The 24932-nt window shown below is 64.9% G+C and carries 27 protein-coding genes; 10 read left to right on the forward strand and 17 right to left on the reverse strand.

Annotated elements, in window-relative coordinates:
* Positions 1–156: 156 nt before the first annotated feature.
* From T31B1_RS12310 to T31B1_RS12320, 3 genes are read right to left on the reverse strand one after another with little or no spacing between them, the layout of a single operon-like run.
* The gene (locus T31B1_RS12310) at positions 157–1518 is read right to left on the reverse strand and encodes a sigma 54-interacting transcriptional regulator (protein ID WP_353249806.1); all 1362 of its coding nucleotides are present in this window, start codon (positions 1516–1518) and stop codon (positions 157–159) included.
* Positions 1515–2159, reverse strand: coding sequence for a hypothetical protein (locus T31B1_RS12315; protein ID WP_353249807.1), 645 nt, complete (start codon positions 2157–2159; stop codon positions 1515–1517). The genes T31B1_RS12310 and T31B1_RS12315 overlap by 4 nt, the downstream gene beginning before the upstream one ends.
* Positions 2149–3663 carry a sensor histidine kinase gene (locus tag T31B1_RS12320; protein ID WP_353249808.1) on the reverse strand — a complete coding sequence of 505 codons (1515 nt, stop codon included), beginning with the start codon at positions 3661–3663 and terminating at the stop codon, positions 2149–2151. Before T31B1_RS12320 ends, T31B1_RS12315 begins: the two co-directional genes overlap by 11 nt.
* Positions 3664–3845: 182 nt before the next feature.
* On the opposite strand from T31B1_RS12320, the gene pmbA reads away from it, so the two are divergent.
* A complete protein-coding gene (gene pmbA / locus T31B1_RS12325) occupies positions 3846–5210 on the forward strand; it encodes a metalloprotease PmbA (protein ID WP_353249809.1) in 1365 nt (454 codons plus the stop codon).
* Positions 5211–5240: 30 nt separating this feature from the next.
* Here pmbA and mgtE read toward each other — a convergent pair whose 3' ends face one another.
* From mgtE to T31B1_RS12395, 14 genes are all read right to left on the reverse strand, one after another.
* Positions 5241–6605, reverse strand: a complete 1365-nt coding sequence (mgtE, locus tag T31B1_RS12330; protein ID WP_353249810.1) for a magnesium transporter — start codon at positions 6603–6605, stop codon at positions 5241–5243.
* A gap of 94 nt (positions 6606–6699) precedes the next feature.
* Positions 6700–8442, reverse strand: a complete 1743-nt coding sequence (ptsP, locus tag T31B1_RS12335) for a phosphoenolpyruvate--protein phosphotransferase (RefSeq protein ID WP_353249811.1) — start codon at positions 8440–8442, stop codon at positions 6700–6702.
* Positions 8443–8479: 37 nt separating this feature from the next.
* A complete protein-coding gene (locus tag T31B1_RS12340) occupies positions 8480–8749 on the reverse strand; it encodes an HPr family phosphocarrier protein (protein WP_353249812.1) in 270 nt (89 codons plus the stop codon).
* A gap of 47 nt (positions 8750–8796) precedes the next feature.
* The gene (locus tag T31B1_RS12345; RefSeq protein ID WP_353249813.1) at positions 8797–9192 is read right to left on the reverse strand and encodes a PTS sugar transporter subunit IIA; all 396 of its coding nucleotides are present in this window, start codon (positions 9190–9192) and stop codon (positions 8797–8799) included.
* Positions 9193–9222: 30 nt separating this feature from the next.
* Positions 9223–10080: an RNase adapter RapZ gene (gene rapZ, locus T31B1_RS12350; protein ID WP_353249814.1), complete on the reverse strand. Its 858-nt coding sequence runs from the start codon at positions 10078–10080 to the stop codon at positions 9223–9225.
* The gene (hprK, locus tag T31B1_RS12355) at positions 10071–11060 is read right to left on the reverse strand and encodes an HPr(Ser) kinase/phosphatase (RefSeq protein WP_353249815.1); all 990 of its coding nucleotides are present in this window, start codon (positions 11058–11060) and stop codon (positions 10071–10073) included. The genes rapZ and hprK overlap by 10 nt, the downstream gene beginning before the upstream one ends.
* 17 nt (positions 11061–11077) lie before the next feature.
* On the reverse strand, positions 11078–11539 hold the full coding sequence (locus tag T31B1_RS12360) for a PTS sugar transporter subunit IIA (RefSeq protein ID WP_353249816.1): 462 nt from the start codon (positions 11537–11539) through the stop codon (positions 11078–11080).
* A gap of 29 nt (positions 11540–11568) precedes the next feature.
* Positions 11569–11907, reverse strand: coding sequence for a ribosome hibernation-promoting factor, HPF/YfiA family (gene hpf, locus T31B1_RS12365; RefSeq protein WP_353250276.1), 339 nt, complete (start codon positions 11905–11907; stop codon positions 11569–11571).
* A 50-nt stretch (positions 11908–11957) separates the two neighbouring features.
* On the reverse strand, positions 11958–13415 hold the full coding sequence (locus T31B1_RS12370) for an RNA polymerase factor sigma-54 (RefSeq protein WP_353249817.1): 1458 nt from the start codon (positions 13413–13415) through the stop codon (positions 11958–11960).
* Positions 13412–14182 (reverse strand): LPS export ABC transporter ATP-binding protein, encoded by a 771-nt coding sequence (gene lptB / locus T31B1_RS12375; RefSeq protein ID WP_353249818.1) that lies wholly within the window; start codon positions 14180–14182, stop codon positions 13412–13414. The genes T31B1_RS12370 and lptB overlap by 4 nt, the downstream gene beginning before the upstream one ends.
* The gene (gene lptA / locus T31B1_RS12380) at positions 14179–14730 is read right to left on the reverse strand and encodes a lipopolysaccharide transport periplasmic protein LptA (protein ID WP_353249819.1); all 552 of its coding nucleotides are present in this window, start codon (positions 14728–14730) and stop codon (positions 14179–14181) included. The genes lptB and lptA overlap by 4 nt, the downstream gene beginning before the upstream one ends.
* Complete coding sequence (gene lptC / locus T31B1_RS12385) at positions 14705–15256, reverse strand: LPS export ABC transporter periplasmic protein LptC (protein ID WP_353249820.1); 552 nt, start codon at positions 15254–15256, stop codon at positions 14705–14707. The genes lptA and lptC overlap by 26 nt, the downstream gene beginning before the upstream one ends.
* Before the next feature lie 8 nt (positions 15257–15264).
* Positions 15265–15798 carry a KdsC family phosphatase gene (locus tag T31B1_RS12390; protein WP_353249821.1) on the reverse strand — a complete coding sequence of 178 codons (534 nt, stop codon included), beginning with the start codon at positions 15796–15798 and terminating at the stop codon, positions 15265–15267.
* Positions 15795–16772 carry a KpsF/GutQ family sugar-phosphate isomerase gene (locus T31B1_RS12395; protein WP_353249822.1) on the reverse strand — a complete coding sequence of 326 codons (978 nt, stop codon included), beginning with the start codon at positions 16770–16772 and terminating at the stop codon, positions 15795–15797. The genes T31B1_RS12390 and T31B1_RS12395 overlap by 4 nt, the downstream gene beginning before the upstream one ends.
* 146 nt (positions 16773–16918) lie before the next feature.
* On the opposite strand from T31B1_RS12395, the gene T31B1_RS12400 reads away from it, so the two are divergent.
* The 9 genes from T31B1_RS12400 to T31B1_RS12440 all read left to right on the forward strand — a co-directional run bounded on the left by T31B1_RS12400 (position 16919) and on the right by T31B1_RS12440 (position 24929).
* Complete coding sequence (locus T31B1_RS12400) at positions 16919–17845, forward strand: ABC transporter ATP-binding protein (protein WP_353249823.1); 927 nt, start codon at positions 16919–16921, stop codon at positions 17843–17845.
* Positions 17842–18597: an ABC transporter permease gene (locus T31B1_RS12405; protein WP_353249824.1), complete on the forward strand. Its 756-nt coding sequence runs from the start codon at positions 17842–17844 to the stop codon at positions 18595–18597. Before T31B1_RS12400 ends, T31B1_RS12405 begins: the two co-directional genes overlap by 4 nt.
* Positions 18598–18663: 66 nt before the next feature.
* Positions 18664–18903 (forward strand): BolA family protein, encoded by a 240-nt coding sequence (locus T31B1_RS12410; protein ID WP_353249825.1) that lies wholly within the window; start codon positions 18664–18666, stop codon positions 18901–18903.
* A gap of 72 nt (positions 18904–18975) precedes the next feature.
* Positions 18976–20280 (forward strand): UDP-N-acetylglucosamine 1-carboxyvinyltransferase, encoded by a 1305-nt coding sequence (gene murA, locus T31B1_RS12415; RefSeq protein ID WP_353249826.1) that lies wholly within the window; start codon positions 18976–18978, stop codon positions 20278–20280.
* Positions 20277–20918, forward strand: coding sequence for an ATP phosphoribosyltransferase (gene hisG / locus T31B1_RS12420; RefSeq protein WP_353249827.1), 642 nt, complete (start codon positions 20277–20279; stop codon positions 20916–20918). Before murA ends, hisG begins: the two co-directional genes overlap by 4 nt.
* Positions 20915–22237: a histidinol dehydrogenase gene (gene hisD / locus T31B1_RS12425; RefSeq protein ID WP_353249828.1), complete on the forward strand. Its 1323-nt coding sequence runs from the start codon at positions 20915–20917 to the stop codon at positions 22235–22237. The genes hisG and hisD overlap by 4 nt, the downstream gene beginning before the upstream one ends.
* 129 nt (positions 22238–22366) lie before the next feature.
* Positions 22367–22963 (forward strand): ubiquinol-cytochrome c reductase iron-sulfur subunit, encoded by a 597-nt coding sequence (petA, locus tag T31B1_RS12430; protein WP_353249829.1) that lies wholly within the window; start codon positions 22367–22369, stop codon positions 22961–22963.
* Positions 22963–24177 carry a cytochrome b gene (locus T31B1_RS12435; protein WP_353249830.1) on the forward strand — a complete coding sequence of 405 codons (1215 nt, stop codon included), beginning with the start codon at positions 22963–22965 and terminating at the stop codon, positions 24175–24177. Before petA ends, T31B1_RS12435 begins: the two co-directional genes overlap by 1 nt.
* Positions 24177–24929 (forward strand): cytochrome c1, encoded by a 753-nt coding sequence (locus T31B1_RS12440; RefSeq protein WP_502950990.1) that lies wholly within the window; start codon positions 24177–24179, stop codon positions 24927–24929. Before T31B1_RS12435 ends, T31B1_RS12440 begins: the two co-directional genes overlap by 1 nt.
* The last annotated feature ends 3 nt before the right edge of the window (positions 24930–24932 follow it).

Below are 24932 nucleotides of genomic sequence, written 5' to 3' on the forward strand. Positions count from 1 at the left end.
GGCCCTGAGCAGCCGACGGAAGCGTTGCCTGTAGACGACACATACCGACGACAGCTGCCAAGTGGTTAACGCAACGACAAAAAATATGTCGCCTATCAGCGACACCCGGAGGGTTTGGACGGTCTTCGCACGTCGCCGATGAGCAACACCGACGAATCAGCCCTTGTAGAGCGCGGGGTCGATCTCGTGTCGATTGAGCAGCTTGTAGAACTCGGTGCGATTGCGCTTGGCCAGGCGTGCGCTACGTGCCACGTTGCCATCGGCGATACGCAGCAGCTGGATCAGATAATCGCGCACGAACGCATCCCTGGCTTCGGCCAGCGGCTTGAGGCTCTGGGCACGTTCACGGCGGCCGGCCTGCCCAGCCAAGGCTTTTTCGACTGCCTGCCGGGAAATGATGTGGCCGCGGGTCAGTGCCACGTTCTGTTCGACCACGTTGGATAGCTGGCGAATATTGCCCGGCCAGTCGTGGGCGCACAGCATCTCCATCGCCTCCGGCGCATAGACCTTGGTACGCCGGCCGTTGCGGCGGGCGATGGTCTCCAGGAAGTGGCGCGCCAGCGGTGCGATGTCCTCCGGGCGCTCGCGCAGGCAGGGCAGCCCCAGCGTGACGACAGCCAGCCGGTAGTAGAGATCTTCACGGAACTGTTCGTTCTCGATCGCGGTGCCCAGGTTGCGATGGGTCGCCGAGATGACACGGACATCCACTGGCAACGCCCGGGCCGACCCCACGGGACGAACTTCGCGCTCCTGGAGAACCCGCAGCAGCTTGACCTGGAGTGCCAGCGGCATGTCGCCAATTTCGTCGAGAAAGATCGTGCCGCCTTCGGCGCTGCGGAACAGCCCTTGCTGGGCGTGCTTGGCATCGGTGAATGCGCCTTTCTCGTGGCCGAACAGTTCGGATTCGAGCAGCTGCTCGGGCATGGCACCACAGTTGATGGCCACGAACGGCGCAGCGCGCCGCGGACTGGCGTCATGGAGCGCGCGCGCGAGCACTTCCTTGCCGGTACCGGACTCGCCGGTCACCAGTACGCTGGTATCGCTGTCGGCCACCAGGCGCGCTTCCTCGAGCAGCCGCTGCATGACCGGAGACCGCGTGACGATGCGGTCGTGCCAGACCTCGCGCCAGTGGTTGCCGGCCATGCCGGTCTGGCCTAGCGCCTGGTCGATCCGCTCCAGCAGAACATCCTTGTCGACCGGTTTCGACAGGAAATCCAGCGCACCGCGCTGGGTGGCGGTCACGGCCTCGGGAATCGTGCCGTGGGCGGTCAAAAGGATGACTGGCAGCGTCGGATACTTGTCGGTCAGCCGTTCCAGCAGGGCGATACCGTCCATCCCGTCCATGCGCAGATCGGTAATCACGCAGTCCGCGCTGAATTCGTCGAGCCGGTGCAGGGCGGCCTGACCGCTGTCGGCGGTTTCCACCCGATGGCCGGCGCCCTCGATACGAAGCGCGAGCAGACGGCGCAGACTCGGGTCGTCGTCGACCAGCAGGATATGGCCTATTCGTTTGCTCATGGTCTGACGTCGCCCAGCCGTTCTTCGAGGTTGGCCAGTTCACGCAGCTTGCGGTGCGCTTCGTCGAGTTCGGCCTGCAGCCGTGCGATATGTGCCTGCTGCGCCTCAAGAGACGCCGTGTCGCCCGCGCTGGGCTCGGGCGATGGGTCCATGCCCGGCACGTCGTCCCGGGCCTCGCGTGGTGCGGTGTCGGAAGAAGTATCGGGCTTGGTCAGCTGGGTGTAGAGCCGCGCGTAGTCGGTTAGATACTGGCGTGCGGCCGGGCTCCACCTCGCGTCGTCGGCCTCGAGCGCGCGCTGGGCGTAGCGGGCCGCCTCGTCGGGCGTGTAGCGCCGCTGACCGGGCGTACCGTAGGCCAGCGCGAGATTGGCGTAGCTGTAGGCACCGGGCGTGTCCTGCGCAGCCTTGCGGGCCGCCACGACCGCGTCCGCCCGTTGTTGCGGGGTGGCCGCGTGCAGTTCGTGGGCGAAGTTCAGCAGGGCGACGGCCGGGTCGCTCGGCGCGATGATCTGCGCGGCGACGCCACTCTGGCGCGACGGTGTCTGACGCGGCGTTTCATGCACACAGCCGGCGAGCAGGCACAGACCCAGCCCCAGCAGCCCGATCTGCGACAAAGAGTGTACCGGGACCCTACAGCGCATGACGGTCCGGAATCTGCACGGTGAACAGCGCGCCGCCGCCGGGCGACTCATCGACACGGATGCTGCCGCCGTGGGCTTCCACGCACTCACGCACCACCGACAGCCCGATGCCCGTGCCACGCACGCCGCCGCTGGCCACGCGCTGACTGTCGCGGCTCTGGTAGAAGGCATCGAAGATGGCGGCGCGTTCGTCGGCTGCCACGCCCGGGCCCTGGTCGGCCACGCGCACGCTCGTTGCCTGGTCGAGCCGACTGGCGTCCAGCGTGATGATGCCGCCCGCTGGCGAGAACTTCACCGCGTTGGCAAGCAGATTGTCGATGATCAGATGCATACGGTCCCGATCAGCGGTGATCGCGAATGCCTTGCCGGGCGTCACGATGTTCAGCTGTTTCCCCTCGATCGTCAGGCGCTGGCGTGCCGCGATCGCCTCGAAGAGCGCGGTCAGATCGAAGCGCTCGTACTCCAGTTTAGCGTGATGTTGCTGCCAGGCGGCAAAGTCGAGCAGGTTGTCGATCAGCTCGGCCAGTTCCACGCTGTTCTTCTGCAGGATATCGGCAACCTCCGCCTGGGATTGCGTCAAGGCGCCGACTGTCCCGTCGCGTAACAGCTCGGAGCCCTCCCGAATGCTGGCCAGCGGGGTCTTGAGCTCGTGCGACATGTGGCGAATGAACTGCTGCTTTTCGTTTTCGAGCGTGGCCAGACGGCGCCTCATCCAGTCCAGACGCGCGCCCAGCGTGTCCAGTTCGGCGGCCGGCGCAACGACCCGGATTCGGCGCTCGAAGTCGCCGTCACCCAGGCGGGTCACCGCATCCGCAATCTGGCGCAGCGGGCGTGAAATGACGGTCACGAAGAATGCCGTGAGGATGAGCGCCCCGGGAATGAGGGCGAACACGCACAGCAGCAGGAACGTGCGCGCGTTGGCGGCGGTGGATTGGAGCCGGGCCAGCTCGCGGTCGACGAACAGGTTGCCCTGGTCGGCGATGAGATCGGTTTCTCGTTGCATGGCGCCGAGTTGTTCGATCGCACCGCCGATCTGCTCCGGTTGACGCGCCAGGCGCGACGACAGCGCATCGGTCTGGCGACGCAACGCATCGAGATTCCAGTTGGGCAGGGTATCCAGTTCCAGTGCCGCGAGGGCGTCGAGCATCTGATTGAAATCGCCGGCCTGGCGTTCGAAGCGGGTGATCAGCTCGCCGCTTTCCAGAATCTCGTACTGGCGTGCGCTGCGTTCCATGCCGATCAGCAGGCTGCTCAAGCGCTTGCTGTAGCGCGTGACCTCCACGCCCTGGAGAACAAGGCGTTCGCTCTGATCGGTCAGACGGTCGACATAAATGACGCTGAACACGATCGCCACGATCAACGGCAGAGCGACCACCGCGAAACTGGCAAGCATCAGGCCGGTGATCGAGCGGGGGCGTACGAAAATACGTCGGCGTCGCCGCTCGGCCGGCGCCCGCCCGGGTCGTTCGGTCGTCGAGGATAGAGCGCCGGTGGCCTGTTTCACATTGCTCCAGGCGTCGATATCAGCCGTTAGTGTCCGGTAACCTTTGCTCGGCCGCAATTCGGGCGGGCCGGACGCCGTGCGGTTCGGCGATCTCCGTCGATCGTCGTCGTCGACGCGGCGCGTTGCGCGCTTGGGTCCGGCGGCGCTACCGTTGGCCGGCCATTTGTATCGCCGATTTCTCCATGACCGACCAGCAGCCTGCCAATGCGGGCACCGAACGAACCCTGCCCGACGCCGATCGACTGACCGAGCAGTTGCGCGAGCTGCTGGAGCGCGCGCGCGAGCTGGGGGCGGATCAGGCCGAGGCGGCCCTGTCGGCCTCGCGCGCGCTGTCGGTCACCGCGCGCAGCCGGGCGCGTGAATCGGTGGAGTACGAGGGCGATCGGAGCGCGAGCCTGACCGTCTATCGCAGCCAGCGCAGCGCAAGCGTGAGCACGACCGACCTCAGCCCCGGCGGACTCAACAGCGCGCTCGAGCAGGCGATCACCATGGCAGGGTTCACCGAGGCCGATGTCTATGCCGGTCTGGCCGATGCGGAACTCATGGCCACCGAATGGCCGGACCTGTCGCTCTATCATCCGTGGTCGCTGGATGCCGAACAGGCCCTCGAGGCCGCGCTGGCGCTGGAAGCGGCGGCCCTGGACCACGACCCCCGTATCGTACAGACCGAAGGCGCGACGGTCGCCAGCCAGGAAGCGCTGTCGGTGTATGGCAACAGCCACGGCTTCGTCGCCGCCGAGCGTGCCACCCGTCATGCGCTGTCCTGTCAGCCCATCGCCCGAGGCGAGGCCGGCATGCAGCGCGAGGTGGCTTTTTCCCAGGCGCGTCATCCGCTGGACCTGGAGCGTATCGAAGACATCGGGCGTCTCGGTGCCGAGCGTGCGCTGTCGCGGCTCGGTGCGCGCACGCCGCCGACCACGACCGTGCCGGTCCTGTTCACTCCACGCGTCGCGCGCAGCCTGTGGGGCCACCTGATCGGCGCGATCAGCGGCGGCGCGCTGTATCGAAACAGCAGTTTTCTCAAAGATCGGATCGATACGCGTATCGGCGTGCCTGGGCTGCATCTGACCCAGCATCCGCACCGGCCGCGTGGCTTGTCGAGCACCGGATTCGACAGTGACGGCGTGGCCACGCGAGACCGCGTGCTCGTCGACGATGGCATTCTGACCGGCTATCTGCTCAGCGCGTACAGCGCCCGCCGGTTGGGTCTGACGAGCACTGGCAACGCCGGAGGCGTGTTCAACCTGGACGTCGCGCCGGGCGAGACCGACTACACCGGGTTGGTGGCCGGCCTGTCGCGCGGACTTGTGGTCACCGAGCTGATGGGTCAGGGCGTGAACCCCGTCAACGGCGACTATTCGCGCGGGGCCGCCGGTTTCTGGGTCGAGAACGGCGCCATTGCGTATCCGGTCGAAAACGCCACCATCGCCTCGAATCTGCTCGACATGTACGGCGCGATCGAGGCACTGGGCAGCGATGTTGAATGCGGCAGCCCGCTGCGTACGCCGTCGGTTCTGATCGGCGCGATGACGGTGGCCGGCGGCTGACCGCCAACGGCTGACGCGCCGCTGGATTGCTCAGCGCAACAGAAACAGGGTGCCGAGTCCGAGAAAGGCGCCAAAGCCGATCACGTCGGTGATGGTAGTCAGTACCACCGATCCGGCCAGTGCCGGGTCGATGCCCATCTTCTTCATCGCCAGCGGAATCGCCACGCCGGCGATGGCTGCGCCGATCTGATTGATCACCAGGGCTACCGCGATGATTACACCCAGTGCCGGGTTGCCGAACCAGACCTGGGCGATCACGCCGACGACTGCCCCCCAGAGCAGACCGTTGATCACCGCCACGGCCAACTCCTTGACGAGCAGGGTTCTGGCATTGGCGAAACCGATCTGGCCAAGCGATAGACCGCGAATCATGAGCGTCAGCGTTTGCGAGCCGCCGATGCCGCCCATGCTCGCCACGATCGGCATGAGTACGGCCAGCGCGACCACCTGCGACAACGTCGCCTCGAACAGGCCCACGACCTGGGATGCAAGAAAGGCCGTGAACAGGTTGGCGCCCAGCCAGATCGCGCGACGCCGCGCGCTGCGCGCGATGGGGGCGAATACGTCTTCCTCCTCGTCCAGGCCGGCCATGGTCATGATGCTGTGCTCGGCCTCGTCCCGGATCACATCGACCACGTCGTCGATGGTGATCCGCCCGACCAGGCGTCCCTCGGCTTCGACCACGGGCGCGGAGATCAGGTCGAGATCCTGGAAGCGTTTGGCGACCTGGGCAGCGGACATATCCACGGGCAAGGCTTCCAGATCGGTGTTCATGACCTCGGATACGTCGCGCTCTGGATCAAGCGTGACCAGCTTGGCGAGCGTGAGCATGCCCAGATAGCGGCCGTAGCGCGACACCACGAACAACGACTCGGTGTCCTCCGGCAGGGTGCCACGTTGCTGCAGGTAGCGGCTGACCACGTCCAGCGATACATCCGGCCGGACGGTGATGGTGTCGTTGTTCATCAGGCCGCCGGCCGAATCGGACGGATACGACAGCACGGCCTTGAGCCGTTCGCGGTTGTCGCCGTCCATCGAGCGCAGAACTTCGCGCGTGACCTGTTCGGGCAGGTCCTCGATCAGATCGGCCAGATCGTCGATCGGCATGCCTTCGGTGGCTGCCAGAAGCACGTCGTCGCCGAGCGCGTCGATCAGTTCGGCGCGGACCTCGTCGTTGACATGAAGCAGGGTCTCGCCGTGATCCTCTTCCGGGACCAGCCGCCATACCAGCTCACGCTTGGCACGTGGTATCGACTCCAGCAGCAGGCCGATTTCAGCCGGGTGCAGCGACGACAGCATCGGCTTGAGCCGACGCATGCGCCCGGATTCCAGCGCCTCGTTCAGATCGGCGATGCGGGATTCCATCTGGGCTTCGGTCGTCTTGGCGTCGCTCATCAGGGAATATCCGGCCGGCTGAACCTGGGGCCTATGAAAATAGCAGAAAAATCCGTATTTTCCGGCGCTGTCTTACAACGGGCGAGCCCGTGTATCAGCCGATCAGTTGCTGGCTCAGGCTATCCAGCGCGTCCCGGTAGGCATGGGCATCGGTCAGCGCCATGATCTCGGCCGCGCGGGTCTTCAATGCGCCGACATCCGCGCCCATGATCGCGCGCTTGACCTCGAGAACGCTGGCTGGATGCATCGAGAACTCGGTCAGTCCGAGGCCGAGCAGCAGGGCGGTGTAGCGCTTGTCCGACGCCATCTCACCGCACATCGATACGCTGATGCCGGCCGCCGCTCCGGCCTCGATGGTCATGCGGATCAGCTGCAGCACGGCCGGATGCAGCGGATCGTAGAGGTAATTGATCTCGTCGTCGACGCGGTCCATGGCCAGGGTGTACTGGATGAGATCGTTGGTGCCCAACGAGAAGAAATCGCAGTAGCGGGCCAGCTGTGGAGCCGCGAGTGCCGCGGCGGGCACCTCGATCATCGCGCCTACCGGCAGACGGGCGTCGAAGTCCAGGCCCTCACGGCGCAGGTCGTCCATGAGCTCGCCGATCAGATGCCGTGCCTGACGCATTTCCTGGATATTGGTCACCATCGGCAGCATCACCCGGAGGTCGCCTTCGGCCGAGGCACGCAGCAACGCACGCAGCTGGGTACGGAACAGATCGGTCTCCTTCAGACAGAGCCGAATCGCACGCAGACCCAGGGCGGGGTTGGACGACGTCTTGCCGGTGCCTGCACGGCCGAGGGTCTTGTCGGCGCCCAGATCCAGCGTGCGGATGGTCACCGGGCCGTCCACCGAGCGCAGCACGCGCCGATAGGCGGCCAACTGCTCTTCCTCGCCCGGCATTTCCTCGCGATTCATGTAGAGGAACTCGGTGCGGTAGAGACCGATGCCTTCCGCGCCGACGTCGGCTGCATCCTTGCTGTCGTCCGGCAGCTCGACGTTGGCGAGCATGGCTACCCGCACGCCATCGGTCGAGACCGCCGTTTCATTCTTGAGCATGCCGAGCATGCGGCGATAGCGTTCGTCGCGCTTCTGGCGATGCCGATAGAACTCGAGCGCCGCGCCGTCCGGGCCGGCCAACAGATGGCCGGCTTCGCCGTCCACGATGACGGTCTCGTCGTCGAGCAGCAGGCGCCGTGCCCCGTGCATGCCCACGATCGCCGGAATGCGCAGGCTGCGTGCCAGAATCGCGCTATGCGACAGCGGCCCGCCGTGTTCGGTGACGAACGCGGCTACACCCTGCTGGTGAAGCAGGATGATATCCGCCGGGGTGAGTTCGTCGGCCACGATCACCGGCGGCGGAGCGTCCTCGCCGGCATGGGCCTCGATACTGCGTTCCTGGTTGAGCAGGGTCCGTTGGATACGCGCGGTGACATGCATGACGTCGTCGCGGCGCGTGCGCAGATAGCTGTCGTCCATTTCGTCGAACACCGCGGTCAGATGCTCGGCCTGGCGCTTGAGCGCCCATTCGGCATTGCACCGGTGTTCACGGATGAGTGCGGCCACGGTATCGGTGAGCGCACTGTCCTGCATCATCAGCAGGTGGGTTTCGATGAACGCGCTGATCTCGGGGGGCGCGTTGGCGGGAATCTGCTCACGGACGGCGGCCAGTTGCCCGCGCGCATCGGATAGCGCGCTCTCGAAGCGCTCGATTTCGGCGGGCAGGGAGGCGGCCTCGACGTGGTACTCCGGAATATCCAGATCCGTGGCGTGTACGCGGTGCACGGCGCCGATGGCCACGCCGCGCGATACGCCGATCGCGGACAGCCAGAGGCTCATGCACTCCGCCCGTGATGGTGCCGTGCCTGCGACACGGCTACTGGCCTTCCCCGAAACGGTCGGCCACCAGCGCTTCGAGTGCGTCGAGGGCGGCCTCGGCGTCCTCGCCCTGAGCATGCACGACGATCGTCGAGCCGCGGGCCGCAGCCAGCATCATCACGCCCATGATCGATTTGCCGGAGACTTCGCGGCCGCCTTTTTCGACCTTGATCTCGGCCTGATGCTGGGAGGCCACGGTCACGAACTTGCTGGCGGCGCGCGCGTGCAGGCCGAGCTTGTTGATGATGGGAAATTCACGGGTGGGCATAGTGGATCTTGGTTGTTGTAGGAACGGCGAACCCATTCTCAGGTGGGCTAGGGTCCGGCTGGCGGACAGCGCATCACCCCTGCACGGCCGGCCTCGATGGCCGAATCGGCCAGTTCGTCGAGCCCGAGCTGAGGATAATTGTAGACCCGCACGAGCATCGGCAGGTTGATGCCGGCGACCAGGCGCGTGCGTGCCGGATCGGCGACACGCATGGCGATATTGCTCGGCGTGGATCCGAAGGCGTCGGTGATCACCAGCACGCCATCGCCGGCATCCACACGCGCCAGGGCGCGCGTGGCCATGGCATGGCGTTCGTCCGGATCGTCATGGCGGTGGACTTCGAGGACTTCGGTCGGCCGTGACAGCTCGCCCAGCATGCCGGTGATGGTTTCCACGAAATGTGCACCGAGCCGGCCATGGGTGATCAGCAGCACGCCGATCACGTCGCAGGCCTCGGCCAGCGTAAGTTCATGTCAATGCAGTTCATTGTGTCGCACCAGGGTCTGTGCATATTGTTCGCGCAGCCGGGCAGCCAGCCGTTCAACCAGATAGACCGAGCGATGCTTGCCGCCGGTGCAGCCGATCGCAATCGTGACATAAGCCCGGTTTTCGCGCGCGAATTCGGGCAGCCAACGGCTCAGAAAACCGTGAATATCGTCGAGCATGGCCAAGGTGGCCGGCTGTGCGGCCAGATGTTCGGCCACCGGCGCATCGAGCCCGGTGAACGCCCGCAGTTCGGCGATCCAGTGTGGATTGGGCAGACAGCGGACGTCGAATACGAAATCCACGGCCTGCGGCAGGCCGTACTTGAAACCGAACGACTGAAGCAGGATCGACAGCTCGCCCGAGCGGCTGGCCTCGACCCGGTTGCGGATGATGTCGCGCAGCTGGTGGATATTGGTATGGCTGGTGTCGATGTTCACATCGGCCTTGGCTGCGATCGGGGCCAGCAGGGCCCGGTCGGCACCCACCGCATCGATCAGCGAGGTATCGGCGTCGGTCAACGGATGCTTGCGACGGGTCTCGGAGTAGCGCCGGAGAATGGTTTCGTCGTCGGCATGCAGATAGATGACCTCGATATCGATGCCGCCGGCGCGCAGTTGCTCGACCCGATCGGGAAAGCCGGCGATATCGGCATGGCGCGCGCGTGCGTCGATGCCCACGGCCAGACGATCGAAGTCCAGGCCCTGGCGAGTCAGCGTTTCTGCGGACACCTCGCGCAGCAGGCCCATGGGCAGGTTGTCGATACAGTAATAGCCCAGATCCTCGAGCATGTGCAGCGCGACCGACTTGCCCGCCCCCGCCAGGCCGCTTACCACGATCAGTCGCATGATGCGCTCTCCTGCATGGCTCGCTCCTGGCGGGCGGCGAACTGCTCGTCGCTGTGCTGGCCCTGCATGCGCAGCAGGTGATCGCGACAGGCGGCCTCCACGAGCACGCCCAGGTTGTGGCCGGCGGCCACGGGCAGGGTGATTTCGGGAATGGTCACGCCCAGCAGCTGGCGGGTGGTGCGGGACCCGGTCAACCGGTCGGGCGCGTCGAGCACCCCGTTTTCCGGGCGTACCAGGCGGATGATCAGCCCCAGCTGCTTGCGACGCTTGATCGCGGCTTCGCCGAACATCGCGCGGATATTGAGAATGCCCAGCCCGCGGACCTCCAGGAAGTCCTGCAGGACCGGAGGGCAGCCGCCGTTGAGATCGTCTGGTCCGAGCAGGGCAAACTCGGGCGCATCGTCTGCAACCAGCCGATGGCCGCGGTTGATCAGCTCCAACGCCAGCTCGCTCTTGCCGACGCCGGAATCGCCGGTCAGCAGAAGCCCGATCGACAGGACCTCGAGAAAGACGCCGTGCACGGTCAGCTGGCGGGCCAGCGCACCGCCCAGGAAATGGCGGAGCCGATAGGCCGCCCGGTGACCGCTTGCTGCGGTTTCGAATACGGCGATCCCGCTGCTGTCGAAGGCCCGGCGGATCTCTTCGCGCAGCGACTGGCCGTCGGCCACGACCACGAGTTTCGTGGCCCCGGCAGTCAGGCGCTCGATGATGTGCGCCAGCTGGCCGTCGTCGACGCCGTCGAGATAGGCGATCTCGGGCTCGCCAATGACCTGCACCTGAGGCGGATGAATAAAATTGAGATAGCCCACCATGGGCACCCGCCGTCCCGCCAGCCGGGTCGCCCCAAGGGTGGCTGCGCCGCCGGCGGCCGGCGACCATTGCAGGCCCAGCGACGCCTTGAGCCGCGTATAGACCGATTCCACCGACACGCGTCGGGTAGCCACGGATTCGTCGAACAGATCGTCGCCGGTCGCCGGCATGGTCAGAGGCCTTCTGGTCAGTCGGAGCGATCGCGGGCGATCAGGGCCCGATGCAGTGCTGCGTCGTCGGTGGCGTCGCGTAGCTCGGCCAGCGCCTGGCCCTCCGAAAAGGTCTCGGCCAGCTTGCGTAGCATGTTCAGGTGCGCCTCGGTGGATTTGTCGGGCACGATCAGGCCGAACACTAGGTCCACCGGCTGTTCGTCGTTGGATTCGAAATCAACCGGCTGGGGCAGGCGCATGAAGGCGCCGATGCATTCATCGGCGCCCTTCATGCGTGCATGCGGAATCGCCACGCCGTCGCCGATCCCGGTGCTGCCGAGTTTCTCGCGAGCGATCAGCCCGTTGAAGATCTCACCGGCAGTGAGATAGGGCGTGCCCTGAGTGAGAATTTCGGCGAGTTGCTCGAGCGCACGTTTCTTGCTCTGGACATCCTCGGCCAGCCGTACGCGCTCGGGCGCAACGATATCGGCGATATTCATGACGTTCCTTGATTGACGAGGCGTTGGGCTCAGATCTCCGTATCGATCGGTCGCGGATCGATATGACGGGCCTGACGGTTATGGTGATCCTTCGCCTTCTCCTTATGCTTGAGCGTCTGACGGTCGAGCTTGTCGACCATCGAGTCGATGGCGGCATACATATCTTCCTGGGTCGACTCGGCGTGCAGGGTGGCACCACGGACCTGCATGGTCGCCTCGGCCTTGTGACGGAGCTTTTCGACTTCCAGTACGACCTCCGCGTCGATGACGTGATCGAAATGGCGCTCGATGCGATCCATTTTCGTGGCCACGTACTCGCGCAGCGCTTCGGTCATGTCGACGTGATGCCCGGAGATGTTCAGATTCATCATGTGCTCCTAGTCGGCTCTTGGGAAAACACTCGGATGGCGGGTCGCCTTCAGCTGGCCTGGCGTCGTCGTTCGTGCGAGGGCGCGATCGAAAGCGCTTCGCGGTACTTGGCAACGGTCCGGCGGGCGACCTTGATGCCGTTGTCCAGCAGCAGCTCGGCGAGCTTGCTGTCGGACAGCGGTTTGGCGGCGGACTCCGCGGCGACCATTCGCTTGATCATTGCCTGGATGGCAGTGGCCGAAGCGGCGCCGCCGTCGGTGGTCGATACGTGGCTCGAGAAGAAATACTTGAGCTCGAAGATGCCACGCGGGGTCTGCATATACTTGTTCGCGGTGGCGCGCGAGACCGTGGACTCGTGAATCTCCAGCGCCTCGGCGACATCGCGCAACACCAATGGCTTCATCGCCTCTTCGCCGTATTCGAGAAACGCACGCTGCGCCTCGACGATCGTCTGGGCGACCTGTAGCAACGTGTCGTTACGCGATTTCAAGCTGTTCAGGAAGAATCGTGCCTCCTGCAGATGCGACTTGAGCGTGGTCTGGTCGGCCGATTTGTCGGCGCGCTTGATCAGGGCCAGGTACTGGCTGTTGATCCGCAGCCTCGGTGCGATCTCGGCGTTGAGAGAGACCTGCCAGCGCGAGGCCTGCCGGGTCACAAAGACCTCTGGCACCACATAGTTCGATTCGTGGTCGGAGAAGGCTTCGCCCGGATGGGGCTGAAGCGTCTGGATCAGCGCGATTGCGTTGTCCAGCGTTTCGGGGGTGACGTCCAGCCGGCGCGCCAGTGCCGTGCGGTCGCGCGAGGTCAGGCATTCGAGCGCTTCCTTGTCGACGATCCGCAAGGCCAGTGTCCGGCCCGGCGTGTCGCTGGGCATCTGACGCAGCTGGATACCCAGGCATTCGGCCAGCCCGCGAGCGGCCACCCCGGGGGGGTCGAACTGCTGGATGGCACCGAGTACGGTCTGAATATGCGCCGCGTCGGTGTCGTACTCGGCGGCCAGACGTGTTTCCAGATCCGGCCAGTCATCGAGCAGGCCGTGTTCGTTGATGGCATCGATCAGGTGCGCGGCGATCTCGCGCTCGGCGCTGTTGAACGGATGCATGTCCGCCTGCCAGCTCAGGTGCGCGTGCAGGTCGGGCGTGCTGGTGAGATTGGCCTGGCGATAGTCCCAGTAGTCGTCGTCTTCGCTTGAAGGCGCCGGCGCCGGGGCGGCACTGCCCGAATAGATGTCGTTCCAGTCGGCGTCGACCGGCAGGTTTTCGGGGATCTCGCTGTCGGTACCGGCGGCCGTCTCGGCGGTGCTGCGTTCCAGCGAGGCTTCGCGTTTGTCGGCGGTCTCGACTTCTCCGTGGCCATCGTCGGCTTCGAGCATGACGTTGGACTCGAGCGCCTCCTGAATCTCGGTTTTCAGGTCCAGCGTCGACAGCTGCAGCATGCGGATCGCCTGCTGCAGCGCAGGCGTCATGGTCAGACTCTGCGACAGATTGAGATTCAGCGATTGCTTCATAAGCGGAAATCCTCGCCGAGATAGACTTCGCGCACCTTGCGATCGGCGAGGATCGTCTCGCCGGTGCCTTCGGCAATCACCCGGCCTTCGCTGAGAATATAGGCCCGCTCGCAGATGCCGAGCGTTTCGCGCACGTTGTGATCGGTGATCAGTACGCCGATGCCGCGGTTCTGCAGGTGCCGGATGATGCCGCGGATGTCGCCGATCGAGATTGGATCGATGCCCGCAAAGGGTTCGTCCAGCAGCATGAAGCGCGGCTCGGCGGCCAGCGCGCGGGCAATCTCGACACGACGGCGTTCGCCGCCCGACAGATTCAGGCCCTTGGAATCGGCGATATGGCCGATCGATAGTTCGTCGAGCAGGTTGGTCAGTTCGCGCGCCACGCCGGCCCGGTCGAGATCGCGACGTAGTTGCAGGATCGCGCGAATGTTATCGGCCACCGACAGCTTTCGAAAGACCGAGGCCTCCTGTGGCAGATAGCCGATTCCCAGGCGGGCACGCCGGTGCATGGGCAGGCCGACGAGATTGGACTCGCCCAGCGTGATCCGCCCGTGATCGGGCGTGACCAGTCCGACGATCATGTAGAACGAGGTCGTCTTGCCGGCGCCGTTCGGCCCCAGCAGGCCCACGACTTCGCCCTGGCCGACCGAGACGCTGACATCGGCGACGACATCGCGCCCGCGATAGCGTTTGCTCAGATTCTCGGCGACCAGGCGCTGGCCCGGCGCCGGGCCGGATTGCGGCCGCGCGGTCGCAGTCGCGCTCATGACGGGTTGTCCGACTTCGGCTGGATGGTGATGCGTACCCGGCCGCCATCGCCGCTGCCGCCGCCTTCGGCCTGGGTCCGTTCGGTATCGAGATTGTGACGGATCACCTGACCGTTGACCTCGTCGCCACCGCGTTTGACCACCGCATCGCCGCGCAGAACGACCGTCGACTGGTTGTTGACGTACTCGATCTGGTTGGAATGGCCGGTCACGACATCATTGCCGTCGCGATCGGGCTGCTTGTCCAGATGTGCAGGCGAGCCGGTCAACACCGCCTTGACGTTCCCGCGGTCGTTGATCCGGGTGATGACCAGCCGATCGCCGGTGAGCGTCAGGCCGCCGCGCTTGAGCACGACATTGCCGGTGTAGGTGCTCGTACCGCTCTGCTGTGAGAGATCGGCGTTGTTGGATTCGATCCGAATCGGCAAGGCCTGCTGCTGGGCGAATGCGCCCGTGCAGGCTATCAACAGCGCCAGTCCGCAGCCGAGCGCGCTCAGGCGGCGGGTACGGGCGGCCGGAGACTTAAGGCGTGTAGGTGACTTGTACATTCTCGAGCAATCTCAGCTTGTCGGTTTTCAGATCGACTTCCATGCCGTCGCCCTCGACCCGGCGGCCCGGCTGGACCGCGGTCACGTGTGCCTTGGTATCGATCCGGTCCGCGTCGGGGCGAACCCAGGCGTTATCCGTGTTGATCCTGACGACCGGGCCGTCTGGCCGCGGGTGTCGGCCTTCGACCCCTCCGTACAGGTAGATATCGCGTTTGCCCGGCGGCACTCGGCCCTTGGCTGCGGTCACGTCCCAGTATGTCTGTGTGCCTGCAAGATAGTGTACGTCAATATCCGTCAGCCGAGCCGAGTCGTCCGGGAAGTGCAGGGTCTCGCCGAGGGTCATGCGATAGGCAAGCCCGCCCTGGTCGTCCATCTGGCGAACCACCGCATCGGTCATGTAGTAGTCGCTGTTGTCGGGCGTGACCAGGCGCGGCTGGGCAGGGCTGCCGATCTCGGGCCGGTCGAGGGTCCGAAGGCCCAGCACGAGCCCGGCGATTACCAGAAGGCCAGCGATGACGCGAAGCACGGCCGACCCTAGTGTACGTCGCGTGCGGCGATGATCAGCTCGCAGGCCTCGCGCACGGCCCCTTCGCCACCCTTGTGGCGGCTGACCCAGTGCGCGGCGTCGATCACGTCGTCGACCGCATCGGCCACGCACAGGGCCAGCCCGGCCTGGCGCATGAGGGCCAGGTCGGGCAGATCGTCGCCCATGACGGCGGCCTGTTCTGCGGTGATCTCGAGCTCGGCAAGCAGCGCGTCGAAATCAAGCTGCTTGTCGTGACTGTCGAGATAGACATAGTCCACGCCGAGCTCGTTGAGCCGGGCGGCCACTGCGGGCGACGGACGGCCGCTGATGGCCGCCACGGCCACGCCAGCGGCCTGAAGGCGCTTGATCCCCAGCCCGTCGCGTACGTGCATGGTCTTGATCTCGTCGCCGTGGTTGTAGAGGTAGAGCTTGCCGTCGGTCATCACGCCGTCGACGTCGAACACGGCTACCCGGATCGTGGCGGCTCGGCGGTTGAGCTCAGCGGCAGACAGGGTATGGCTGGGGGAGTCGGTTGGGGTCATATCACACCTGCGCGCAGCAGATCCTGCATGTTGAGAGCGCCCACCGGGCGGCCATCGTGGTCGACCACCATCAGCGCGCCGCCACCGATCCGGTGGGTCTGTAACAGCCGGACCGCCTCGGCGGCGAGCATGTCGGCGGTCACGGTCTTGGGGCCTCGGGTCATGTAATCGGCGATGCCGGCCTGTTTGATATCGATATCGTAATCCAGTGTGCGGCGCAGGTCGCCGTCGGTAAACAGCCCCGCCAGTCGGCCACGCGCGTCGACCACGCCGGTCATGCCCAGCCCCTTGGCGGTCATCTCCAGCAGTGCGTCGCGCAGACCGGCATCGACTGAAACCAGCGGTAGCTGGTCGCCGGTATGCATGACGTCGGCCACGGTCAGCAACAGCCGGCGGCCCAGGCTGCCGCCCGGGTGCGATCGAGCGAAATCCTCGGCGGTGAAGTGGCGAGCTTCCAGCAAGGCAACCGCGAGCGCATCGCCCATGGCCAGCGCGGTGGTGGTTGAGGCAGTGGGCGCCAGTTCCAGCGGGCAGGCCTCGATTTCGACCGAGACATCCAGATGCACGTCGGCGCGGCGTGCCAGCGTCGAAGCCGGGTTGCCGGTCATTGCGACCAGAGGCACACCCATGCGCTTGATCAAAGGCAGGATGGTCAGCACCTCCGCGGTCTCGCCGGAGTAGGACAGGGCGAGCACCACGTCGTCGGCAGTGATCATGCCCAGGTCGCCGTGGCTGGCTTCGCCTGGGTGCACGAAGAAAGCGGGTGTGCCGGTCGAGGCGAGGGTCGCCGCGATCTTGCCGGCGATATGGCCGGATTTGCCCATGCCGGTGACCACCACGCGGGCACGGCAATCCAGTATGCATTCGGCGGCCGCCGAGAATTGACCGTCGATACGATTTTCCAGCGCGGCCACGGCCGCGGCTTCTATAGCGATCACTCGGCGCGCGGCGCCGACCAGTTCTGCGGTATCCATGGGGCCAGTCTAGCGCACGCAGCCACGCCAAGCGGCTGGCGCGACAGCATTTCGCCGCCGTGCATCGCCGTCGAAGTCACTGCCAAATGCATATATTGCGCCAGGTCGTATAATGCGCGCCCTTTCTTCGAGCGGCGGATCTTCCAATGAGCGATATCGCGATCTCGATCGATCATGTCGACAAGCGCTATGCCAGCACGCACGCGCTCAAGGATGTCAGTTTCGATATCCGACGCGGCGAATATTTCGGACTACTCGGGCCCAACGGCGCGGGCAAATCGACGCTGATCTCGATCATCGCCGGGCTGACACATGCCAGCTCCGGTTCGGTGGCCGTACTCGGGCACGACGTACGCGCGGATTTCCGGGCCGCGCGGCGGGCGCTGGGCGTCGTGCCGCAGGAGCTGGTCTATGACCCGTTCTTCCCGGTCCGCGAGATGCTGCGTATTCAGGCCGGCTACTTCGGCTGTGGGCGCGAGGTCTGGCCCTGGATCGACGAACTGCTGGAACGGCTCGATCTGACCGACAAGGCCAATCAATCGATGCGTGCGCTCTCGGGCGGCATGAAACGGCGTGTGCTTATCGCTCAGGCGCTGGTGCACAAGCCCGACGTGGTGATACTCGACGAGCCCACCGCGGGCGTGGATGTCGAACTGCGGCGCACCCTCTGGCATTTCACCCGTGATCTCAACGACGCCGGACATACGATTGTGCTGACGACGCACTATCTGGAAGAAGCTGAAGAGCTGTGCGATCGCATCGCGATTCTCAATCACGGCTCACTGGACGTGCTCGAGGAAAAGCGGGCGTTGCTGGGGCGCCATCCGTATCGCTTTCTGTCGCTGCAGTTGTCCGGCGACGGCGGGCCGCTGCCCGCCGAGATCGAGGCGCTGGTCGAGGATCGCCACGAAGATACGCTCGAACTCAAGCTCGAACAGGGCCGCCACTTCATCGCCGACGTCATGGAGGGCATCCGCGATGCCGGCTATCGCATTCAGGACGTGAAGACCCGCGAACCACATCTGGAGGATATCTTCATGGAGCTGACTTCCGACAAGGGAGCCGCGGCATGAACTGGCAGGGCTGCTTCACGCTGTTCGTCAAGGAAGTCCGGCGCTTCTACAGTGTCATTCTGCAAACGGTGGGGGCGCCGGTGGTCACCGCCTTGCTCTACATGGTGGTGTTCGGCCAGGTGCTGCAGGGCCAGACCATCCAGGGTGTCCCGTCGTCGGCGTTTTTGGTGCCGGGGCTGATGATGATGAGCATCATCCAGAATTCGTTTGCCAACACCTCGTCGTCGATCACCCAATCCAAGGTGATGGGTAATCTGGTGTTCTTACTGATGACGCCGCTGTCCGCGTTCGAGATCTATCTGGCCTATATCGGGGCATCGTTGTTGCGGGCCACGCTCGTGGCCAGCGTGCTCTACGGCGTGACCGCGCTGTTCGTGCACGTGCCGATCCATCATCCGTTGCTGGTGATCGTGATGCTGCTGCTGTCCGGCGGCACGCTCGCCGTACTGGGCATGATCGCCGGCATCGTTGCCAGCAAGTTCGATCATCTGGCGGCGTTCCAGAATTTCTTCATCATGCCGTTGTCGTTTCTCTCCGGCGTGTTCTACTCGATTCATTCACTGCCGGAGTTCTGGCAGAAAGCCTCGCACTTCAACCCCGTGTTCTACATGATCGACGGGTTCCGTCAGGGCTTTTTCGGGGTGGGTGATTCCAATCCGACCATCAGCGTACTGGTCGCTGCGCTCGTATTCGCGCTGGTATCGGCGCTGTGCATCGGCATGTTGTCGCGCGGCTACAAGATACGCGGGTAGCCGGGTGCGCCGGTCGCCGCCCGGCTCGTGCTAGCATTTCGCGCCAGTTTCGAACGAACCGACATCATGTACAGCGCCGACGCCATACGCGAACTCATACAGGACGGACTGCCCGACGCTCGTGTCGAGGTCATGGGCGACGATGGCCAGCACTTTGCTGCCCGCGTGATCAGCGCAAGCTTCGTGGGCAAGGGGATCGTGGAGCAGCACCGCATGGTCTATGCGACGCTGGGCGAACGCATGGGGGGCGAGATCCATGCACTGTCGCTCAAGACAATGACCCCCGAACAGGCCGGCCTGGTCTGATTCTGCCGCCCGAGCGGGCGAGACGACTCGGATTCTCGCCCTCGCGGCGACGCTTTCAAGGATAGACGCGCAATGGATCTGTTACGTATCGAGGGCGGGCCGCCGCTCAACGGCGATGTCCGGGCGTCCGGCGCCAAGAACGCCACGCTGCCGATCATGGCGGCCGCCCTGCTGATCGACGAGACACTGTATGTCGAGAACGTGCCGCATCTGGAGGATGTGACCACTACCAATGTGCTGCTGGCACATATGGGCGTGTCGGTGACCATCGGCGATTACATGGTCGTGGAGGCCGATGCATCGACCCTGACCCAGTGTGTGGCGCCCTATGATCTGGTCAAGACCATGCGCGCCTCCATCCTGGTGCTGGGTCCTTTGCTGGCACGCCACGGCGAGGCCGAGGTCTCGCTGCCCGGCGGTTGCGCGATCGGTGCGCGGCCGGTGGATATCCACCTGCGCGGGCTCGAGGCGATGGGCGCGGAAATCCGTGTCGAGGCCGGCTATGTCAAAGCCCGGGCCTCGCGGCTCAAGGGCGCGCGTATTCCCATGGATACGGTCACGGTGACGGGCACCGAGAATCTCATGATGGCGGCCACGCTGGCCGATGGCGTGACTATTCTGGAAAACGCCGCGCGTGAGCCCGAGGTCGTCGATCTGGCGCGGTGTCTGGCCGCGATGGGTGCCGAGATCGAAGGCGCGGGCACGTCCACGATCACGATCCGCGGCAAGAAATCCCTGCACGGGGCGCGGCATCGCGTGTTGCCCGACCGTATCGAGACCGGCACTTTTCTGGTTGCCGGCGCCGCCAGCCGGGGCCGGGTCAAGGTGACCCAGACCGACCCGTCGCTCGTGGACACGGTTACGGCCAAACTGGCTGAGGCCGGCGGTCGGATCAGCCAGGGCAACGACTGGGTCGAGGTCGACATGCGCGGCCAGCGACCGACTTCGGTAGATCTGCGGACCGCGCCATATCCGGGATTCCCGACCGACATGCAGGCCCAGTTCTGCGTGCTCGACGCGCTGGCCGCCGGCGTGGGCACGGTCACGGAAACGGTGTTCGAGAACCGCTTCATGCATGTCTCCGAGCTCCAGCGCATGGGCGCGAAGATCCGTCAGGAAGGCAACACCGTGATCGTTACCGGCGTCGATCGGCTGACCGGCGCGCCGGTGATGGCGACCGATCTGCGGGCTTCGGCCTCGCTGGTGATCGCCGGGCTGGTGGCCGACGGCACGACCGACGTGCGTCGGATCTACCATATCGATCGCGGCTATGAGTGTATCGAGGAGAAGATGGCCCAGCTGGGCGGTCGGATCCAGCGTCTGCCCGATCGCGCGCCGGTGACCGCCCGCGGCGCGAGCGCGGAGGGCGCGGCATGAGCCGACAGGTTACGCTCGCACTGTCCAAGGGGCGCATTCTCGAAGCCACGCTGCCGTTGCTGGCCGCCGCGGGCATCGAACCGGAGGTCGATCCGGACCGTTCACGCAAGCTCGTGTTCGAAACCAACCATCCCGGTCTGCGGTTGTTGGTCATCCGCGCATCGGACGTGCCGACCTTCGTAGCCTACGGTGCGGCCGATATCGGCGTGGCCGGCAAGGACGTGCTCATCGAGCATGGCGGGGCGGATCTGTACGAGCCGCTGGATCTGGGCATCGCCCGCTGCAAGCTGATGACCGCCGGGCTGCCCGGCGCCATGGATGCGGCCAGCCACCGACCGCTGCGGGTGGCCACGAAATATGTCGAAACCGCCCGTGCGTATTTCGCCCGGCTTGGTCGACAGGTCGAGATCATCAAGCTCTACGGCTCCATGGAGCTGGCGCCCATTGTCGGTCTGGCCGATGTCATCGTTGATCTGGTGGATACCGGCAACACCCTGCGTGCCAACGGTCTGGAAGCCTTCGACGTGATCGAGGACATCAGCGCCCGGCTGGTGGTCAACAAGGCCGCGCAGAAGATGAAGCACGCCGAGCTGTCCGAACTGCTCGGCCTGTTCGCACCTGCGGAGGCCGGGGCATGATCCAGCGTCTGGACAGCCGTGCGGATACGTTCGCCGCGGCCTTCGCCAGGCTGATCGACCGAGACAGCCCGGCCCAGGGCGCTGTCGACGCACGCGTGGCCGAGATCATCGCCGATGTACGCGACCGCGGCGATACCGCGGTACTGGAATATACCCGGACGCTCGACCGGCATCCGGCTACAGATATGGCTTCGCTGGAGATCGGCGCCGACCGGCTTCAGGCCGCCCTCGATGCCATGCCGACCGGCCCGCGGGGCGCGCTGGAAGCCGCGGCCGAGCGGATCATCCGGTTCGCCGAATCGCAGAAGCTCGAATCTCACAGTTTCATCGACGAACACGGTAATCGTCTGGGTCAAGTCGTCAGGCCGATCGAGCGGGCCGGCATCTATGCGCCGGGCGGCAAGGCCGCCTATCCGTCCAGCGTACTAATGAACGCGCTGCCCGCCCGCGTAGCCGGCGTGTCGGAAATCGTCATGGTGTCACCGGCACCCGGTGGCGAACTCAACGATTGGGTGCTGGCGGCGGCGGCGCTGGCCGGGGTACACCGGTTTTTCACCGTCGGCGGCGCCCAGGCCGTGGCCGCGCTGGCCTATGGCACCGAGTGTGTGCCCGAGGTCGACAAGATCGTCGGGCCCGGCAATGCCTATGTGGCTTCGGCCAAGCGCCAGGTGTTCGGTCGCGTCGGAATCGAGTCGGTGGCCGGCCCGTCGGAGGTGCTGATCATTGCCGACGGCCGGGGCAATCCCGACTGGGCCGCCTACGATCTGTTCGCCCAGGCCGAGCACGACGAAATGGCCCGCGCGATCCTCATCTGCCCCGATGCCGACTACCTCGCGGCGGTAGCGGCCGCGGTCGATCGGTTGATCGTCGATCAGCCACGGCGAGCCATCATCGAGGCCGCGCTGCGGGATCATGGCGCGCTGATCGAAGTCGCGAATCTGGCCGAGGCTGTGGCCCTGTCGAATCGTATCGCGCCGGAGCATCTCGAACTGGCGGTCGACGACCCCGACGCACTGCTGGACGACATCCGCCATGCCGGAGCGATCTTTATGGGTCATCGCACACCCGAAGCGTTCGGCGACTATTGTGCGGGGCCCAATCACGTGCTGCCGACCGGGCGCACGGCTCGATTCTCGTCGGCGCTCGGCGTCTACGATTTCCAGAAGCGCCTGTCGATCGTGCAGGCGAGCGCCGAAGGCGCGGCCGTGCTGGCGCCTGTCGCAGCCGAGCTCGCGCGCGGTGAAGGCCTGCATGCGCATGCAGCTTCTGCCGAGGCGCGAGCGCCGGCCACCGACCGTGCCAACGCGTCCAAGCCTTGATAGGGGCTGAACAAAGCTGGCGCTGTGCTATACTTTTTCGATCCTGGCAGCGTCGTCCAACGCCGCCGATCAAGCAGTCCAACGACTAATCGAACCGGCATTTCTGCCCTGCTCGAAGAGGTTTAACGCATGAGCAAAGAGGGGGTCGACGTCGGCAAGCGCCGATTTTTGACCACCGCCACCGCAGCCGTCGGTGGCGTGGGCGCGGCTTTCGTAGCCACTCCGTTCATCAAATCCTGGATGCCCAGTGCGCGTGCGCGCGCCGCCGGTGCCCCGGTCGAGGTGAACATCGCAGCGCTGGAAGAGGGGGCGCTGGTCAGCGTGACCTGGCGCGGCAAGCCGGTCTGGGTCGTCCGGCGGACGCCGGAGATGCTGGAAACCCTGGACGAGGTCGCCGGAGAGCTGGCCGATCCGGATTCCAAGGCCGAGCAGCAGCCGGAGTACTGCCAGAACAAGTACCGCTCGATCAAGGAGCCGGTGCTGGTGATGGTGGGTATCTGTACGCACCTGGGCTGTTCGCCCAAGTATCGTCCCGAGGCTTCGGGCGGACAGCTGGACTATCCCGGTTTCTTCTGCCCGTGCCACGGTTCGCATTATGATATTTCCGGGCGGGTATATGCCTCTCAGCCGGCGCCGCTGAACATGGTCGTGCCGCCGCATCGCTATGAAAGCGACGATCTCATCGTCGTGGGCGAGGATCCGGGTCAGGGCGAGGAGGCCGCGTAATGGCAAACAGATTCATGGGGTGGGTCGACGAGCGCTTCCCGGCGACGCAGCTGTGGAACGAGCACATCGGCCAGTACTATGCGCCGAAGAACTTCAATGTCTGGTACTACTTCGGCTCGCTGGCCATGCTGGTGCTGGCCAATCAGCTGATCACCGGCATCTGGCTGGCGATGTTCTACAAGCCCTCGGCCGCGGCCGCGTTCGGGTCGGTCGCCTATATCATGCGCGACGTCGAATGGGGCTGGCTGATCCGCTACATGCATTCGACCGGCGCGTCGTTCTTCTTCATTGTCGTGTATCTGCACATGTTCCGCGCACTTCTGTACGGCTCGTATCGCAAGCCGCGCGAACTGCTGTGGATTTTCGGCTGCCTGATCTTCCTGGCGCTCATGGCCGAGGCCTTCATGGGCTACGTGCTGCCATGGGGCAACATGTCGTACTGGGGTGCGCAGGTGATTATCTCGCTGTTCTCGGCGATCCCGGTTGTCGGCGAGCATCTGACGACCTGGATTCGCGGCGACTTCGTCATCGGGGACGCGACCCTCAACCGCTTCTTCGCCCTGCACGTCGTGGCGTTGCCGTTCGTGCTGGTCGGTTTGGTCATCGCCCACATCATGGCGCTCCATCATGTGGGCTCGAACAACCCCGACGGCATCGAGATCAAGGCCAACAAGAACGCCGACGGGCACCCGGCCGACGGCATTCCGTTCCACCCGTATTACACGGTCAAGGATCTGTTCGGGGTGGGCGTGTTCCTGATCCTGTTCGCCGGCGTGATCTTCTTCGCGCCGGAGTTCGGCGGGTTCTTCCTCGAGCCGCCGAATTTCACCGAGGCCAACCCGTCGGTCACGCCCGAACATATCGCGCCGGTGTGGTACTTCACGCCCTTCTACGCCATGTTGCGGGCCGTGCCCGACAAGCTCGGGGGCGTGATCACCATGTTCGCTGCGGTGCTGATCCTGTTCGTTCTGCCCTGGCTGGATCGAAGCAAGGTCAAGTCGATCCGATACAAGGGCATCATCTTCAAGGTCATGCTTGCCGCCCTGGCGATCTCGTTTTTGATTCTCGGCTATATCGGCACCCAGCCGCCGAGCCCGATGCTCACGCTGGTGGCCCGTATCGCCACGATCGTCTACTTCGCGTTCTTCCTGCTGATGCCGCTGTACAGCATCATTGACAGGACCAAGCCGGTTCCGGAAAGGGTGACGGGATGATGCGTCAGCTGTTGTTCGCACTTGTTTTGTTGATGCCGGCCTCGGCCTTTGCGGCCGGCGGCGAGTCGGTCCCGTTCCATTTCGACGCCAACCTGGGCAATCAGGCTTCGCTACAACGCGGCGCCAAGTTGTTCATGAACTACTGCTCGGGATGTCATTCGCTGGAGTACATGCGCTACCAGCGAATCGCCGAGGATCTGGATATTCCCGAAGACGTCATGGAGAACAATCTCATGCTGACGCAGGGCAAGATCCACGACACGATCCAGGGCACGATGCCGTCGGAAGAGGCGGCCGAATGGTTCGGCAAGGCGCCTCCGGATCTTTCGCTGACCGCGCGCGAGCGGGGTGCCGACTGGATCTACAGTTTCCTGCTGAGCTTCTACCTGGACGACTCGCGGCCGACGGGCGTGAACAATGTCGTGATGAGCAATACCGCGATGCCGGCTGTGTTGGCCCCGTTGCAGGGCTATCAGGTGCTCGAGCATGGCGAGGATGGCCACGGCGACGCCGAAGGTGGCGGGGAAGGCCATGGCGGCGGTGAGCCTCAGTTCAAGTTGGTGCAGGACGGCGAGCTCAACCCGGCGCAGTATCGTTCGGCGGTGGGCGATCTGACCAATTTCCTGGTCTATGTCGGCGAGCCGGCGAAGATGGTTCGCTACTCGTTGGGCTTCAAGGTCATCGTGTTCCTGCTGCTGTTCACGGGTCTTGCCTACATGCTCAAGCGTGAATTCTGGCGTGACGTGCACTAACCA

The sequence above is a fragment of the Salinisphaera sp. T31B1 genome (assembly GCF_040361275.1).
GTDB lineage: Bacteria > Pseudomonadota > Gammaproteobacteria > Nevskiales > Salinisphaeraceae > Salinisphaera.

Coding starts and splice junctions, on each gene's coding strand:
- T31B1_RS12310 (WP_353249806.1), bottom strand. CDS start 1,518: ATGAGCAAACGAATAGGCCATATCCTGCTGGTCGACGACGACCCGAGT.
- T31B1_RS12315 (WP_353249807.1), bottom strand. CDS start 2,159: ATGCGCTGTAGGGTCCCGGTACACTCTTTGTCGCAGATCGGGCTGCTG.
- pmbA (WP_353249809.1), top strand. CDS start 3,846: ATGACCGACCAGCAGCCTGCCAATGCGGGCACCGAACGAACCCTGCCC.
- mgtE (WP_353249810.1), bottom strand. CDS start 6,605: ATGAGCGACGCCAAGACGACCGAAGCCCAGATGGAATCCCGCATCGCC.
- ptsP (WP_353249811.1), bottom strand. CDS start 8,442: ATGAGCCTCTGGCTGTCCGCGATCGGCGTATCGCGCGGCGTGGCCATC.
- T31B1_RS12340 (WP_353249812.1), bottom strand. CDS start 8,749: ATGCCCACCCGTGAATTTCCCATCATCAACAAGCTCGGCCTGCACGCG.
- rapZ (WP_353249814.1), bottom strand. CDS start 10,080: ATGCGACTGATCGTGGTAAGCGGCCTGGCGGGGGCGGGCAAGTCGGTC.
- hprK (WP_353249815.1), bottom strand. CDS start 11,060: ATGCCGGCGACCGGCGACGATCTGTTCGACGAATCCGTGGCTACCCGA.
- T31B1_RS12360 (WP_353249816.1), bottom strand. CDS start 11,539: ATGAATATCGCCGATATCGTTGCGCCCGAGCGCGTACGGCTGGCCGAG.
- hpf (WP_353250276.1), bottom strand. CDS start 11,907: ATGAATCTGAACATCTCCGGGCATCACGTCGACATGACCGAAGCGCTG.
- T31B1_RS12370 (WP_353249817.1), bottom strand. CDS start 13,415: ATGAAGCAATCGCTGAATCTCAATCTGTCGCAGAGTCTGACCATGACG.
- lptB (WP_353249818.1), bottom strand. CDS start 14,182: ATGAGCGCGACTGCGACCGCGCGGCCGCAATCCGGCCCGGCGCCGGGC.
- lptA (WP_353249819.1), bottom strand. CDS start 14,730: ATGTACAAGTCACCTACACGCCTTAAGTCTCCGGCCGCCCGTACCCGC.
- T31B1_RS12390 (WP_353249821.1), bottom strand. CDS start 15,798: ATGACCCCAACCGACTCCCCCAGCCATACCCTGTCTGCCGCTGAGCTC.
- T31B1_RS12395 (WP_353249822.1), bottom strand. CDS start 16,772: ATGGATACCGCAGAACTGGTCGGCGCCGCGCGCCGAGTGATCGCTATA.
- T31B1_RS12400 (WP_353249823.1), top strand. CDS start 16,919: ATGAGCGATATCGCGATCTCGATCGATCATGTCGACAAGCGCTATGCC.
- T31B1_RS12405 (WP_353249824.1), top strand. CDS start 17,842: ATGAACTGGCAGGGCTGCTTCACGCTGTTCGTCAAGGAAGTCCGGCGC.
- T31B1_RS12410 (WP_353249825.1), top strand. CDS start 18,664: ATGTACAGCGCCGACGCCATACGCGAACTCATACAGGACGGACTGCCC.
- murA (WP_353249826.1), top strand. CDS start 18,976: ATGGATCTGTTACGTATCGAGGGCGGGCCGCCGCTCAACGGCGATGTC.
- hisG (WP_353249827.1), top strand. CDS start 20,277: ATGAGCCGACAGGTTACGCTCGCACTGTCCAAGGGGCGCATTCTCGAA.
- hisD (WP_353249828.1), top strand. CDS start 20,915: ATGATCCAGCGTCTGGACAGCCGTGCGGATACGTTCGCCGCGGCCTTC.
- petA (WP_353249829.1), top strand. CDS start 22,367: ATGAGCAAAGAGGGGGTCGACGTCGGCAAGCGCCGATTTTTGACCACC.
- T31B1_RS12435 (WP_353249830.1), top strand. CDS start 22,963: ATGGCAAACAGATTCATGGGGTGGGTCGACGAGCGCTTCCCGGCGACG.
- T31B1_RS12440 (WP_502950990.1), top strand. CDS start 24,177: ATGCGTCAGCTGTTGTTCGCACTTGTTTTGTTGATGCCGGCCTCGGCC.